The sequence below is a fragment of the Amycolatopsis sp. NPDC102389 genome (genome assembly GCF_044765885.1).
Lineage (GTDB): Bacteria > Actinomycetota > Actinomycetes > Mycobacteriales > Pseudonocardiaceae > Amycolatopsis.
In genome coordinates this window covers 1-13,977 of sequence record NZ_JBIWKX010000033.1, presented here as the reverse complement: position 1 = coordinate 13,977, position 13,977 = coordinate 1, and the positions used below count along the sequence as shown (strand labels likewise).

13 protein-coding genes are annotated in these 13,977 nt (G+C 69.7%); all 13 read right to left on the bottom strand.

Features of this window, described 5'->3' with window-relative positions; translation table 11 throughout:
- Positions 1 to 101 precede the first annotated feature (101 nt).
- The 13 genes from ACIRGA_RS25430 to ACIRGA_RS25370 all read right to left on the bottom strand — a co-directional run bounded on the left by ACIRGA_RS25430 (position 102) and on the right by ACIRGA_RS25370 (position 13,568).
- A complete protein-coding gene (locus ACIRGA_RS25430) occupies positions 102 to 293 on the bottom strand; it encodes a hypothetical protein (RefSeq protein ID WP_400945128.1) in 192 nt (63 codons plus the stop codon).
- Positions 294 to 562: 269 nt separating this feature from the next.
- Positions 563 to 1,108 (bottom strand): carboxymuconolactone decarboxylase family protein, encoded by a 546-nt coding sequence (locus ACIRGA_RS25425; RefSeq protein WP_400945126.1) that lies wholly within the window; start codon positions 1,106 to 1,108, stop codon positions 563 to 565.
- Positions 1,080 to 1,556, bottom strand: coding sequence for a DUF6187 family protein (locus ACIRGA_RS25420; protein ID WP_400945124.1), 477 nt, complete (start codon positions 1,554 to 1,556; stop codon positions 1,080 to 1,082). The genes ACIRGA_RS25425 and ACIRGA_RS25420 overlap by 29 nt, the downstream gene beginning before the upstream one ends.
- Positions 1,549 to 2,865: an FAD-dependent oxidoreductase gene (locus ACIRGA_RS25415; RefSeq protein ID WP_400945122.1), complete on the bottom strand. Its 1,317-nt coding sequence runs from the start codon at positions 2,863 to 2,865 to the stop codon at positions 1,549 to 1,551. The genes ACIRGA_RS25420 and ACIRGA_RS25415 overlap by 8 nt, the downstream gene beginning before the upstream one ends.
- An 8-nt stretch (positions 2,866 to 2,873) precedes the next feature.
- Positions 2,874 to 3,359: a DUF6423 family protein gene (locus ACIRGA_RS25410; protein WP_395881971.1), complete on the bottom strand. Its 486-nt coding sequence runs from the start codon at positions 3,357 to 3,359 to the stop codon at positions 2,874 to 2,876.
- 240 nt (positions 3,360 to 3,599) lie between these two features.
- Positions 3,600 to 3,908: a DUF6235 family protein gene (locus tag ACIRGA_RS25405; RefSeq protein ID WP_400945120.1), complete on the bottom strand. Its 309-nt coding sequence runs from the start codon at positions 3,906 to 3,908 to the stop codon at positions 3,600 to 3,602.
- Positions 3,909 to 4,009: 101 nt separating this feature from the next.
- The gene (locus ACIRGA_RS25400) at positions 4,010 to 4,159 is read right to left on the bottom strand and encodes a hypothetical protein (protein ID WP_400945118.1); all 150 of its coding nucleotides are present in this window, start codon (positions 4,157 to 4,159) and stop codon (positions 4,010 to 4,012) included.
- A 476-nt stretch (positions 4,160 to 4,635) separates the two neighbouring features.
- Complete coding sequence (locus ACIRGA_RS25395; protein WP_400945116.1) at positions 4,636 to 4,827, bottom strand: acyl-CoA carboxylase subunit epsilon; 192 nt, start codon at positions 4,825 to 4,827, stop codon at positions 4,636 to 4,638.
- An 11-nt stretch (positions 4,828 to 4,838) separates the two neighbouring features.
- The gene (locus tag ACIRGA_RS25390; protein WP_400945114.1) at positions 4,839 to 6,542 is read right to left on the bottom strand and encodes an acyl-CoA carboxylase subunit beta; all 1,704 of its coding nucleotides are present in this window, start codon (positions 6,540 to 6,542) and stop codon (positions 4,839 to 4,841) included.
- Positions 6,539 to 6,706, bottom strand: a complete 168-nt coding sequence (locus tag ACIRGA_RS25385; RefSeq protein WP_400945112.1) for a DUF6222 family protein — start codon at positions 6,704 to 6,706, stop codon at positions 6,539 to 6,541. The genes ACIRGA_RS25390 and ACIRGA_RS25385 overlap by 4 nt, the downstream gene beginning before the upstream one ends.
- A 17-nt stretch (positions 6,707 to 6,723) precedes the next feature.
- Positions 6,724 to 7,296 (bottom strand): flavin reductase family protein, encoded by a 573-nt coding sequence (locus ACIRGA_RS25380; RefSeq protein WP_400945110.1) that lies wholly within the window; start codon positions 7,294 to 7,296, stop codon positions 6,724 to 6,726.
- A gap of 1 nt (position 7,297) precedes the next feature.
- Positions 7,298 to 7,738: a thioesterase family protein gene (locus tag ACIRGA_RS25375; protein WP_005154182.1), complete on the bottom strand. Its 441-nt coding sequence runs from the start codon at positions 7,736 to 7,738 to the stop codon at positions 7,298 to 7,300.
- A gap of 1 nt (position 7,739) precedes the next feature.
- A complete protein-coding gene (locus ACIRGA_RS25370; RefSeq protein ID WP_400945108.1) occupies positions 7,740 to 13,568 on the bottom strand; it encodes an SDR family NAD(P)-dependent oxidoreductase in 5,829 nt (1,942 codons plus the stop codon).
- Positions 13,569 to 13,977: the final 409 nt, after the last annotated feature.

The following is a 13,977-nucleotide window of genomic DNA, read 5'->3' as shown; positions in this document are numbered from 1 at the left end:
GACGGACCCCGCAGTCGGTCGGCTACTTTCCGTCGACGAGCCGCGCACAAAACCGGCCGCCACTCGCCTTCGGGGTGCGAGTGACGGCCGGAGGGGTGCTTTCAGCTCGCTTCGGCCAGCGGCGGGGCGGTACAACAGGCGCCGGTGAAACAGCTGAATGCCTCACCGCGGTGCTGGTTGGTCCAGTGGTCGAACCGGTCGATCACCAGCTCGACCCGGTTTCCGGCCGACCCGGTGTCGATCCCCCGGACGTCGAAGAGCGAGCGGACGTTGTCGGTCGCAGTGTTCGTCATCGATGGCTCCCAGGCTGTTCGGTGGTGTTCCTTCGATGAGGAAATCGTGCTGCTCAGGGCCTATGTGCGGCCAGTGCCATGCATCATCGCGGGGATGTGCTTTTCACCTACGCCGGAAGGCGCCGTCCGCCTGCTCCGTTTCCGCGATCATGACCGTCGAACGGAGTAATACGCGCCGTTGGTGGCAACGGAAAGTGGCGGGCCGGCCTCAGCACGACACGGTGACCGTTCGTGGTCACCACAGGCTTACCCGCACTCGAATGGACCAGTCAGTGTTCGAGCAACGTCGCCAGGCCCGCGTACCCGCCTTCTTTCAACCGCACGCCCGAAATCTTCGCGTAGGCGGCGTCGGCGCGGATCCCGAGCCCTTCCACCATCCGGTTCATGAAGTTGAACAGGGCGCAGACGAGGACGGCGTCGTGCAACGCGGTCTCGTCCCAGCCGGCCGCGAACACCGCTTCCGCGTCCGCGTCGGTCATCCGTGACGGCGTGCGCGTCAGCTTGCCTACGTAGGCCAGCACGGGCTTCATGCGGTCTTCCACGGGCGAGGAGTCGAGATCGGTCAGTGCGGCGGTCAGAAGCCCTTCCGGCACACCGAAAGCCTCCGCGGTGACGGTGTGGACCCCGTAGCAGTACTCGCAATCGTTGACGCCCGAGACGTAGGCCGCGATCAGCTCCCGCTCCCCCGCGCCGAACGCCGACGGCGCCCGCATGATCAGTTCGTGGAGATCCAGCAGTTTCGACGCGGGCGCGGGGAACTTCTGGAAGACCTGCAGCAGCGTGGCGTCAGTCGGCAAAGACCCGAGATAGGACATCGTGGGTACCGCTCCCCTTTTCCGGTGCCCGCCCATGTTCGGCGAACGCGTTGACGTCATCGCGACGCAGCCAGCAGGCCGCGAGGCAGGCCACCGAAGCCGGTCCCAGCCCGGTCACCGTGGCGGTGACCCGCGCGGTCGCGTGTTCCCATTCTCGGCGCAGGGACCCCGCCGCCGTCATCTCCGGACCTGCTTCGATCAACGGGCGGACCGCGCGCCAGCGGCGGATCCCGGCCTCGACGAGCGCGTCGGTGCCGAGGTCGAGCGCGTCGTGCCGGGCCTGGTCCACGGCGAGGGCGACCAGCGCGGGCTCGTCGGCGAGCCGGGCGAGCCCGACACCGGCGAGCAGGCGTTCGGCGTCCAGTCCCATCAGGATCACGCCCGACTCGGTCGAGGGAGCGTCGTCGACCGACGGCAGGGTGAAACGGGAGTCGTAGGGCTCAGACACGGGCGACGTCCTTCGTGGCCGTCCGCAGGCGCAGGTTCCCGGCGACAGCGGCCGCCACCCGGGCGGTGGCGACGCGATGGCCGTCGATGTTGCGGGCGGCCGGTCCCAGCGCCATCCCGGCGGCCGCGCCGACGGCGAAGACCCGGGGGGCGCCGAGGTAGGCGAAGGTGCGTTCGTCGAGCAGAGGCCAGCCACCGCGGTCGAGAACGGCCTCGTCGGGCATCAGGCCGTCGCCGATCGACGGCGTGGTGCCGAGCGCCAGCACGGCGTGGTCCACGGAAACCCGTGAACCGTCTTCGAGATGGAGGCCGACACCCGGCGACACCTTCGTGATCGCCTTGCCGCGGTGCACGATCAGCCGGCCTTCGGCTTCGGCCGCCTCGAGCGCCGGCCGGAACTCGAACATGATCGACGCGCGCCGGAAACGGCCCATCAGTTCGAGCCTTTCGGACCAGCTCACCCCGTCGAAGCGGGCGCGGCCCTCGGGACGGAAGAACGACGAGTTGACGTCGGCGCACTGGTAGCGCTCGCCCGCTTCGCGGACCACCCAGTGCACCTCGCGGCCTTGGGCGAGCCCGGTGGAGATCAGGTGCGCGGCGGTGAGGCCGGCGCCGACGACGGCGAGCCGTTTCCCGCCGCCGGGAACGGGTTCGTCCCAGTAGGTCACGCCGCGCGGCGGATGGCCGCCGCCCCACCAGGTGTCCGGTGCGGACCGGCGCTCCTCGCCGAGGCAGAGCACGACCTGGCGCGCGGTGACTGAGAAGCGGTCGGCGCGCACGGTGACGGCGTCCGAGGACACCCCAGCCGGGAGCACCTCGCGGACCGAACCGCGCCAGGTCCGTTCGGTGACATGGTGGCTCGCGGCCAGATGACGGCAATAGGCCTCGAAGACGTCGACGGGGACGACCGAACGATGCCCGGCCTGCGCCATGCGGATCTCCCGGCGCTCCACCGGTGTCAGCACCGACCAGTGCAGCCGCGCGAAATCCAGGAGTTCGCAGTCCCGGTAGCCCTCGACGCCGGGGTGGTGTTCGTACGGCGACCGCAGCACGCGCTGGCCGAGCAGATCGACGCGGTCGAAGAACCGGCCGCAGGGACGGCCGTCGCGGTCGACGATGACAAGATCGCGGACGCCGTGGTGCCACAAGGCGGAGGCGACGGCGAGCCCGGCCGGGCCCGCGCCGACGATGACCACGTCGGCGGCGGGCGGCGGTTCGGGGGTGATCGCCGCACGGGCCCCGGGGACGACCGGCCATTCCCGCCCGCGCGGCGATTCGAGCAGATGGGGCTCCGGGACGAAGGTGATCACCGGTGTGCTCAGCCGATCACGGTCACCGGGACGATCAGCTCGATCACGGGCCGCTGCTTCATCCCGTTGCTGATCAGTTCGTCCAGTGACTGCTGGGACTGCTCGGCGGTGTCGGTGGCGATCGGGCTGTAGCGGGAGTAGGAGTAGGTCGGCTTCCGCCCGCCGGCGTCCAGCGAGTACACCTTCAGCACGGCCTCGCCGGGCCGGACCTCACCGTCGTAGAAGGTGAGGCGGCGCTGATCCGGCGTCATGAAGGATTTCGAGAACTGGCGGGAAAGCACGAGGGTGTCGGCGTCGTTGACGAAGGTCGAGTCCTCGTCGGTGACGACCTGCATCGCGACCCAGGTCTTGTCGGTCAGGTTGGTCTCGGACTTGATCACCTGCCAGCGGCCCGGCTCGGGGAGATTGACGCTGACCGAGATGTCGTGCTCGGTGGTGTCGATCGCCCCGGAGATCATGAGCACCCTCCGGCGGACATCGGCGACCCCGGCCATCTGAATGTCACGCGCGCGCACCCGTGTGGAAACATCCAATCCCGGGAATTCAGGTGATGACATCTTTCATGCCTCCAGAGCTCGACGACCGCAATTCCAGACCGGCAGAATTTCCCCATCCGCAAACACTCGCAGAATTTCACGCCGAACTGGACGATGTCAAGGTGAGGAACACATGATCCACTGGTACGAAAGGTTGCCGGTATCGAGGCGCGGACTGGGCCGTTCAGCGGTACCGGCTCAGGGACTGTCGACGTCGTCGGCCCATGCCGCAGCGGGTGTGCCGTGCTCCAGCGCGCCGATGTAGACGATCTCGAACGAGGAATCGGTTCGCTTGAGCCCTATCCGGATGACGAGATCGTGTTTCACCAGAATGATGAACTGATGCGGGTCGCGGCCATCTCCGAAAATGTCGTAGATGAGAAAAGCGGATCCGTCGGCTACCGCGAACAGCGCTTCGTAGATAACATTGCGGTCAGCCTGCGGAGCATTGATCGCCCATTCTTCCAGCACCTGCAAACCCGACGTGAGCTGGAGGCGCATAGCCATCCGGAGGCCTCCTCGTGGTCTGGCCGGTTCGCGGGCGATCTTCATTCTCGCGCGCGCTATACCCGGCGGTCTTCTTTGTCCGTGCTGTCGTGCCGGTCGCGCTAGTTGTAGCCGAGGATGATGTGGTCGGCTGGGAAATCGTTTTCGGCGGCCTGCCTAGGCTCCGGGACGAACGCCACCGCGTCGGCCTCGCCGGCCGCACGCGGGTCGAGATCATCGGTCACGACCCAAATTCGCACCTGTGCCGTCATGACGTTCCTCCCGGCCTTCGATGAACGACTCACTTGACAACCAAGGATGGACCCGTCCGATCGGGAGCCGATCGTGACGTGGTCGAGGACGCCCGGCGTCCGCGATGAGCAAAGGAAAAGTCGCCGGTGACGGGGTGCCGGTAGTGCCCTTGTGGTACCCCGAAACCCAAGGAGCGCGCCATGACCGAACGTCTCGACCCGTACGAGATCTACGCCGAGGACGAGCTCGACGTCGACCTGCTCGGCCTGTCGTGGCCGGACCCCGCGGTCCCTGAGCAGCGGGATCGGCAATGAGCGCCGTCTCGGCGGGAGAGTAAGCGAACATGACAACGTGACTCGCGTGATCAGAGACGTAACTCGCGTGATCAGACGCCGCACACCCGAGTGCGGCGTCCAGTCACGCGAGTTACGTGCTTGATCACGCGAGTCACGTGTCCGATCACGCGAGTCACGCCTTCGCTCCAGCGAGCGAGACTTCAGCGCAGCGCCGAGGTACGCCAGGTCGAGCGGACGAGAGGCGACCAGGCCGACCGGGCCGGCGCGGCGGGCGGAGGCGCGGCCGAAGCCAGCGCGGTGAAGACGGCGACGAGCGCCGCCAGTTCGGCGTCTTCCGGGTCCCCCCGCAGGACCCGGAAGACCGGCGCACTGTCCATTCCGGACGGTGACATGGTTCCCCCGTTCAGATCGGGTGGTTGCCGTGCTTGCGCTGAGGCGCCGCCTTTCGCTTGTCCTGCAGCATGTCCAGCGCTCTGGCGACGGCGGAACGGGTGTCCGCCGGGTCGATGATGTCGTCGACAAGGCCGCGTTCGGCCGAATACTGCGGGTTCATGAACTCCTCGGTGTACTCGGCCACCAGGTGGGCGCGCAACGCGTCCGGATCGGGCGCGACGGCGAGATCCTTGCGGAACAACACGTTCACCGCGCCCTCGGCGCCCATCACGGCGATCTGGTTGGTCGGCCACGCCAGTGAGAGGTCGGTCCCGATGGACCGCGAGTCCATCACGATGTACGCGCCGCCGTACGCCTTGCGCAGGATGACCTGGATCCGCGGCACGGTCGCCTCGCAGTAGGCGTGCAGCAGCTGCGCCCCGTGCCGGATGATCCCGGAATGCTCCTGCTCGACCCCCGGCAGAAAGCCCGGAACGTCCACAAGGGTCACCAGCGGGATGCTGAACGCGTCGCAGAACCGCACGAATCGCGCCGCCTTCTGCGAAGCCGGGCCGTCGAGCACGCCGGCGAACACCACCGGCTGGTTGCCGACCAGGCCGACCACGCGACCGTCGACCCGCGCGAGCGCGCACAGCACGTTCTGCGCCCATCGCTCGTGCAGTTCGAAGAACTCGCCGTCGTCGGCCAGTTCCGAGAACACGTCACGCATGTCGTAGGGCTTGTTCGGCTCCACCGGGACGAGCTCGGCGAAGCGCGGCCGCCGGTCCTTGGCCGCGTCCTGTGACGGCTCACGGGGCGCGGGCTCCAGGTAGTTCGACGGAAGCAGCGACACCAGATACCGGACGTCGTCGAGGCAGCTCTCCTCGTCGTCGTGCACCACGGTCGCCACGCCGGACGACGCGCCGTGCACATCCGCGCCGCCCAGTTCGTCGTGGCTGACCCGTTCCCCGGTCACGGTCTCGACGACGTCCGGCCCGGTCAGGTACATGCGGGCGGTGTCGCGCACCATGAAGACGAAATCCGCGAGCGCCGGCGAATACGCCGCCCCGCCCGCGCACGGCCCCAGCACCACGCTGATCTGCGGGATGACGCCGGACGCCTCGACCTGGCGGCGGAAGATGCCGCCGTAGCCGTTGAGCGCCATGACGCCTTCCTGGATCCGCGCTCCCCCGCTGTCGTTGAGCCCGATCAGCGGCGAGCCGGTGGCGATCGCCAGATCCATCACCTTGTGGATCTTCGCCGCGTGCGCCTCGCCGAGCGAACCGCCGAAGACGGTGAAGTCCTGCGCGTAGACGAACACGCGCCGTCCGTCGATGGTGCCCGAGCCCGCGATGACGCCGTCGGTGTACGGCCGGTTCTCCGCCAGCCCGAGCCCGCTCGCCTGATGCCGCCGGTACAGCTCGACCTCGGTGAACGAATCGGGGTCCAGCAACAGATCCAGCCGTTCGCGCGCGGTGTGCTTGCCGAGCGAGTGCTGACGGCGGACGCCGTCGAGCCGTCCGTCGACGATATGTTCGCGCAGTTCCTCGCGCTGGGTGCGCAGCAACGGCATCGTCGGTTCCGGTGGGTGCACGGGTTCGGCGCCGCGGGCGAGCGGGATCACCCGCCCGTCGGTCCCCCTCGGGATCCGGGGGCGCCGCAGCCGGTCTTCCGGCAGCGGCACCACCTCCGAGTCCTCCGTGCGCTGGGCGCCCGGATCGCCCTGCAGGGTCACGCCGCCTCCCTCGTACCGGCCTCGCGCTCCAGCTCCTCGAGCTCGATCTCGCGCACGATGTCGCGCCAGCACACCCCCCGTCCGAGCCGGGGCATCGTGGTCACCACCGGCGGCCGGTCGGCCGAGGGCGCCGGGGCGGGCGTGGCGGATTCGTTGATGGTCATGACATTTCCTCTCCCTGTCAGGCCGATGCCCGTATGCGACCGTCGATCTGGTGGTAGCCGCCGCCGTAGAAGACCAGCGAGTCCTGCGCGGTGCCGCGGCTGGACGCGACCACCTTGCCGAGGAAGATCGAGTGGTCACCGCCTTCGTAGACCTCCGCCAGCTCGCATTCCAGCCAGGCCAGCGCGCCGTCGAGCAGCGGGGCGCCGGTCTGCGGCCCGGCAGTCCAGTCCACCGAGTCGAACTGCGCGATCCCGGCCGGGCGGCGCCAGTCCGCGAAGTACTTCGCCAGTTCCTTCTGGTCCGACGCCAGCACCGTGACCGCGTACGACCCCGCCGTCACGATCGCCTCGTGCATCCGTGCCGCGCGGGAAACGCAGCACAGCACCATCGGCGGCTCCAGCGACACGGAGGTGACGGCGTTGGCGGTCATCCCGTGTGCCCGTTCACCGCCGGCGGTCAGCACGGTGACCCCGGTGGCGAACTGGCCCATCACCTCCCGCAACCCGGACTGCGCGGACAACCGTCGTCGCGCGGCGGGTGTCGGCAGGCGTTTCAGCACCGGCCGCGAAGGTTCCTCCACTTCGCCCACGTCACTCCCCCTTGCCGTCGACCGCGTACGGGGCCAGCGCCTCGCGCAGCTGTTCGGGCACCCGGCTGGGCACCGTGGCCGTGTTCGGGCCGCGCATGCACGCGATCCGCTGCCGTCCGCGGGCCACCAGCCGCTCGCCCTCGGCGGTGAGGTGGACGTAGTCGAAGGTGAACTGGATCTGGGTCTGGGTCAGCTCTTCCAGCCGCAGCCGGATGGACAGCTCGTCGAACGCGGTGATCTCCGCGTAGAACTCGCAGTCCACCTTGAGCGTGAACAGCTTGAGGTCGTGGCGGACCTCTTCGAGCACCGCGGGCGCCTTCTCCTTCAGGAACATCTCGCGGCACCGGCCCTGCCAGCGCACGTAGTTCACGTAGTAGACGTTGCCCACCAGGTTGGTCTCTTCGAATCCGACCGTGTGGAGGATTTCGTAGTAGTCGGCCATGTCAGTTCTCCTCTCCCTGGAGCACCGCGAAGACCACGGGATCGGTCCGGTCGTTGACGGTCGTCACCCAGGTGGCGATACGGGCACCGCCGTGGGAAAGCACCGCCCAGCCGTCCGGGTCGACCCGGTGCACGGTGAGCGCCTGTGTCATGTCCCCGGTCTTGCGCACGCATTCCAGCGCGCTCCAGACCCTGGTGTGCGCCACCGAAAGCGGCTCACGGGCGTCCGCGGCGAGGAGTTCGCCCACCGCGAGCAGATCCTCGCCGAGCAAACCGGCCCAGTCCTCCGGCGTCCGTTCGATCGCCGTTTCGACGTCGCACGCGATCCGGCCGGTGCCCGCGATCGCCAGGGTGAGATCGGCGCTGTGCGACGCGCTCACCTCGACCCCGTCGGCCTCCGGTTTCCCGTCCGGGCGGTAGCGGATCTCGAGCGGCGCGTCGACGGCGCGGCCGGCCGCCAAGGCCGTCTGCGCCCGCCGTTCCGGCGTGGTCTCCACGGAAACGCCCACCGGATCCGGTTCGACGACGATCGCGCGGGACGAGCCGAGCAGCCGTTCCACGGAACGCTCCAAATAGGACCCGAGCATCGACGGGACCCAAGGTCCTTCGCCGTCACGTTTGCGCACCGCGCGCAGCTTCAGCCCTTCCCACCGCTCGACCAGCTTCCCGTCGGGGTTGCGGACGTCGAGGTCGTAGACGTAGCTGTCGCCGTCCTGCGAACGCTCGCGGGCGTCGAGGAGCACGTACTCCGGGTCCTGCTCGCCGGGTTCGGCCAGATACAGCCGCTCGATCCCTTGCGGCAGCAGGGTCGCGTCCGGCACACAGCACTGGATCGCGTGCATCATCGCGTCGCGGGTGCCCGGGTCGGCCAGGAGCTGTTCCTGCGGGAGGAACGGCGCGAACCAGTCGACCTCGGCGCCGGTCGCGATCTCCGCGACCGCGTGCCGCGCGCTGGCCCGCCGATAGCCGGTGACCCGCTGGAATCGCTTGCCCTGGAACAAGACCGTGCCGTAGAGCTCGGTCGTCGGGTCGACCGGGACGGGCGGCAGCGCGACGTCGCGGACGACGGTCTCGCCGAGCGGATCCGGCCGGGAGAACCGCAGCCGGGCCCGGAAATGGTCCGCGCTGAACCCGGTCTCCCCGCTGCGCAGCACCACGTCCACCGTTTCGGCGTCCCTGGCCAGCGCGGCGAGCCGGATTGTGGTCGATCCGCCCGGCGAGACGATGATCGGGCGCAGGAACTCGACATCGGAGAACACCGGCGCCGGCAGGGTTTCCGCGGCCAGCGCGGCCTTGGCGACCTGGGTCATCGCCTCCATGCCGATCACCGCCGGGAACAGCAGCTGACCGTCGAGCAGATGGTCGGCCAGATACGGGTCGCTGCCCGCGGACAGGTCGGCCTCGGTGATCAGCTCGACCCCCGGATAGTGCACGACCGCGCGGTCGACGAAGCGGGTCAGCGGCAGTTCGCGCTTCTCCACCGGCAGGGTGGCCAGGCCGGCGGTCCGGCCGCAGACGACCAGTACCGACGGGGCGGACGGATCGCCGACGACCTGGCGGAGGATCTCGATGCCCTCCTCGGTCGGGATCGGGGTGATGCCGTCGCGCATCAAAGCGCTGACCACACCGAGCTTTTCGCCCATCCCCGTCCCGGACCAGACCGACCATTCGAGCGCGATCGCGCGAGCCTGGGGGTGCTCCTGGCCGAACCTCACGGTCAGTTCGGTCATCCAGTCGTTGGCCGTGGCGTAATGCGCCTCACCGCGCAGGCCCGCCCGGCCGATGATGCTGCCGAAGGTCACCAGCAGCTTGATCTTGTCCTTGTCGACGGCGTCGAGGACGGCGTTGAGGCCGCCGATCTTCGGGGCCAGCGTCTTGCGGAAGCTCTCCTCGGTCAAGGAGAACAGCGCGGCGGGCTCGTTGCGGCCCGCGCCGTGCAGCACCGCGGTGACCGGGCCGAACTCGGCCTGCACCCGGCCGATCGCGTCGGCCACCTGTCGGGCGTCGGTGACGTCGGCGCGTTCGTAGCGGTAGGTGATACCCGCCGCCGCCATACGGCCGAGGTTCTCCGACAGCTCGGCGTCGTCGGCCGGATCGCTCCGGCCGAGCAGCGCCAGTTTCGCGCCGGAATCCTTGGCCAGCGCCAAGGCGCTCTCGGCGGTGATGCCCTTTCCGCCACCCGTGACGAGCAGGACGTCGCCGGTGTCCAGCGGGGTCCCTTCGGCCTCGGACGGGGTCAGCGCGGCGAGCTTCGGCACCGTGCGGACTCCGGCGGAGTCGTAGCGGACCTCGCTGAAGTCGGTGGTCGCCGCGACTTCGGTGACCACTGTGGACACCGCGGCGCCGATCGCCTCGGGGTCGACGGGGTCGAGGTCGGCCAGATCGACGATCGTGGTGCGGGCCGACGGGTCCTCCAGTCGGAGCGTCTTCGCCAGACCGGAGGCGCCGAAGCCGTGCTGCACCACGACGAACCGCGTGCCGTTGGGCGCGGCCAGCACCGCGCGGCCCGCGTCCAGGAACAAGCCGACGTCGCCGGAACCGCTGTCCGCGTTCAGGCACAGGAGGACACCGTCGCCGACGCCCGCCGTGGCCAGTGCCGCGCGCAGCGGCTCCGCCAGCGGATGACCGTCCGGGGCGAACGCCGTCCACTCGGCGGTGGAGATACCCGTCGTGAGATCGGGCGACGGCTTCGGCGCGGCGACGTACTCCACCGCGAACGGCCGGACCCACGGTCCGACCCCGGCGACCTCGGCCTGGTTGCTGTCGGCGGGTTTGGCGGTCTGCGCGAGTTCGTCGATCATCTCGGCGAGTTCGCCGAGGCACACGGTCGCGAAGTTCGGCATGCCCTCCAGCGCCGGACGGCCGAGCGCCCTGGTCACGTCGTTGACCAGCTGGCCGACGGTGATCGACGAAAGGTGAAGGTCGTCGAGGGGATGCGTGTCGGCGGTGACCGCTTCGAGCGGGAGCTCGACCCGTTCGGACGCGAGTTTGCGCAGAAGGTCGAGGGTGCTGCTGCCACCACTCTCCGATGCCGTTCCGGCCGGGGCCTCGGTGGCCGCGGCAGGCTCGGCGGCCCGGTCTCGGGCCAGGACGGCACCGATGGACGGCGCGGCCTCGCACGGGCTGGCGAGGAAGGAGAACTCGCCGTCCGCGGGCAGGGCCCGCACGACGCGGCCGTCGAACAGCGCGGACGTCTCCAGCGGAGCACCGAACGCGAACGCGGCGCCCGCCACCTTCAGCACCGGAGCGAGCGTCGGGCTGTCGGTGTCGATCGCGAGCGCCGGCGTACCGGGCGCGATCGTTCCGAACAGACCGGTGAGCACACGGCCCGGGCCCACCTCGATCACCAGGTCGCTGCGCTCGGCGACCTTCGCGGCCGCCTCACGGAAGCGGACCGGCAGGACCACCTGGTCGCGCAGCAGATCACGCAGGTCTTCGGCGGCGTGCAGGACATCACCGGTCACCGTGGAGACGACCGGCCGGTCGAGCCGGGCGAAGTCGAACGCGGCGAGTTCCCCGGTCATCGCCTCGGCGGCCGGGACGACCGCGGGCGAGTGGAAGGCGTGCGAGACGTTGATACGGGCGGCGGTGACCCCTTCCGTGCGGGCACGGGCGACCACCCGGTCGATCGCCTCCGCCGGTCCGGAAAGGACGGTCTGCTCGGGCGCGTTGTAGCCCGCGATGACGACCTCTTCGCCCTCGGCGAGCCCCTCGGCGACGCTCGGAGTGGCCGAGATCGCCGCCATGGCACCGTTTCCGTCGCTGGCGGTCGCCATCACCTTGCCGCGGATCTTGGCCAGCTTGAGGACTTCGCGTTCGGTGAGCGCGCCACCCCAGTGCAGGGCGGTGAGCTCACCGAGGCTGTGGCCCGCGACCGTGCCCGCCTCGATGCCGAGGCTCTTCAGGACGCGCAGCCCGGCGAGCGAGCCGGTGACGATGCGCGGCTGCGCGACGTCGGTGGCGACCTGGTCGGCGCCCGTGGACAGGGCCGCGGCGCGGTAGATGTCGTCGGCGTGCGCGAAACGTTTGCGCACCGCGCCGACCTTGCCCTGCCCGGAACCCTGGCCGGGGAACAGGAAACCGATCTTCGGGGCGTGGGAGCGGGCACCGGCGAAGATGCCTTCCTTGGCGGAGAAGACTTCCGGCTCCCCTTCACCGAGCAGGTCGAGGAGCTTGGCCAGTTTGCGCTCGGCGTCGTCCGGGCCTGCCGCGACGATCGCCGCGCGGACCGGTTTCCCGGACAGTTCCGCGGAAAGCGTGCCCGCGAGGTCCGCGAGCTCCGCGAACGAGAGCTTCGGCACGATCTCCAGCAGCCCGGTCACCCGGCCGCGCAGCGACGCGGCGTCGTCGGCGTCGAGGAGCAGCAGCTCGCTGTCCTGCCGTCCGGCGACCAGCGACCTGGTCCGCTCGTCGAGTTCCTTGCGCCGGGCCGCGCCCGGCGCCTCGGTGACGGTGATGTGCGAGTTGATGCCGCCGAACCCCATCGCGGAGACACCGGCGCGGATCGGCTGGTCCGAGGGCCACAGCCCGGCCTCGGCGGGGACGTACATCCGCGCGGAGTCGCCGACCAGCGACTCGTGCGGTTCGAAGTGGCCGGTCGCGGGCGGGATGACCTGGTGGTAGACCGCCAACGTCGCCTTGATCAGCCCGGCGACCCCGGCCGCGGCCTTGGTGTGGCCGATATTGCCCTTGATCGTGCTCAGCGCGGCCCGGTCGGCGAGCGGATCGGCGTCGCGGCGGGCGGTGGAGAGCGCCTCGATCTCGGTGGCGTCGCCCAGCGCGGTCCCGGTGCCGTGCCCCTCGAAGTAGGAAACGGTCTCGACGCCGTAACCCGCCTTGTCGTAGGCCCGCTTGAGCGCGAGGCGGTGACCCGACGCCTCGGGGCGGGTGATGCCGCCCTTGCCGTCGGACGAGACACCCCAGCCGCCGATGCTGGCGTAGATCCGCTTGCCCTGCGCGATCGCGTCCTCTTCGCGCATCAGCACGAGCATGCCGGAACCCTCGCCGGGCCAGAACCCGTTCGAATCGGCGTCGTAGACCTTCATCTCCCGCTTGGCGAGCGCGCCGGTCTTGGCGAACCCGATCACCTCGAACGGGTCGATCGACAAGTCGACACCACCCGCGACGGCGACGTCGAGGTCGCCCTCCGAAAGCGCGTTCGCCGCCGTGACCACGGAAAGCAGCGACGACGAACAGGCACCGTCCACAGTGAACCCGCCGCCGCCGAAGTCGAAGAAGTTGCAGACCCGGCCGGCGATCGTGTTCGCCAGCCCGCCCGCGAGCGAATCCTCGTCGATCTCCGGGAACGGAGCCTTGTACTGCGCCTCGAGATCGTGGAGGAACTCGGCGGTGTCGCCGTCCGCCCAGCCGCGTTCGGCGAGCGCCGCCGCGACCGTGCGGCGCACGTACGGCCAGCGCAGCCGCATGATGTTGGCACGCGAGAACTCGCCGGTGAGGCTGTTGCCGATGACCACGCCGGTCGCGGGCCTCGGCAGCCCGTCGCCCTCGGGGAAGCCCGCGTCCGCCAGCGCCTGCGCGGCGACGTCGAGGGCGAGCCAATGCGTGGTGTCGGTGGAGCGGAACGTACTGCCCGCGACCTTGTACTTGATCCGGTCGAATTCCCAGTCGCGGAGGACCGCGGCCTTCTGGGCGTAGAAACGGTCCGGCGCCTTGGGGTCGGGCGAGTAGTAGTCCTCGCGGTTCATCCGCTCGTCGGGCAGTCTCCGGAACGCCCGGCGGCCGGCGAGGACGTTCTCCCACAGTTCTTCCGGGGAACCGGCGTCCGGGTATCGGAGACCGATACCGACAATCGAAATCCGCTCAACGCTCATGCCACCGCACTCCCCTAGCTCTCAACCACTCAAGTCACGGAATCCGGTCCCGGCGCCGGCTCTGTCCCCAGAAACACGGCCGCCGTCCGTTCGCGCAGTCCGGTCAAGCATGAACCGGCGGTGGACGCGGAGTCTTCTCTCAACTTGTTGAACGGGATCGATCTTCCGGCCGAGCGACCCGGGCAAGGGCACGTTCGAGAGAGCGGGCACGAGAGGCCGGGGCGTTCTTGACCGTCCACAAGGGACGAAAATGAGACTGCCGTGCCCGATTCGGGTTCTATTTGAGGGGTAAGGCAAACGTGGCGTGGTCGGTGCGGGTGGGGGGGGGGGGGGGGGGGGGGGGGGGGGGGGGGGGGGGGGGGCCGAACCCCCCCCCCCCCCCCCCCCCCCCCCCCCCGCGCCAGACTCA

What these genes read in the sequence shown, in the direction of transcription:
- ACIRGA_RS25430 (WP_400945128.1), bottom strand. Translation starts at nt 293, where the DNA reads ATGACGAACACTGCGACCGACAACGTCCGCTCGCTCTTCGACGTCCGG.
- ACIRGA_RS25425 (WP_400945126.1), bottom strand. Translation starts at nt 1,108, where the DNA reads ATGTCCTATCTCGGGTCTTTGCCGACTGACGCCACGCTGCTGCAGGTC.
- ACIRGA_RS25410 (WP_395881971.1), bottom strand. Translation starts at nt 3,359, where the DNA reads ATGGCCGGGGTCGCCGATGTCCGCCGGAGGGTGCTCATGATCTCCGGG.
- ACIRGA_RS25405 (WP_400945120.1), bottom strand. Translation starts at nt 3,908, where the DNA reads ATGGCTATGCGCCTCCAGCTCACGTCGGGTTTGCAGGTGCTGGAAGAA.
- ACIRGA_RS25400 (WP_400945118.1), bottom strand. Translation starts at nt 4,159, where the DNA reads ATGACGGCACAGGTGCGAATTTGGGTCGTGACCGATGATCTCGACCCG.
- ACIRGA_RS25395 (WP_400945116.1), bottom strand. Translation starts at nt 4,827, where the DNA reads ATGTCACCGTCCGGAATGGACAGTGCGCCGGTCTTCCGGGTCCTGCGG.
- ACIRGA_RS25385 (WP_400945112.1), bottom strand. Translation starts at nt 6,706, where the DNA reads ATGACCATCAACGAATCCGCCACGCCCGCCCCGGCGCCCTCGGCCGAC.
- ACIRGA_RS25375 (WP_005154182.1), bottom strand. Translation starts at nt 7,738, where the DNA reads ATGGCCGACTACTACGAAATCCTCCACACGGTCGGATTCGAAGAGACC.
- ACIRGA_RS25370 (WP_400945108.1), bottom strand. Translation starts at nt 13,568, where the DNA reads ATGAGCGTTGAGCGGATTTCGATTGTCGGTATCGGTCTCCGATACCCG.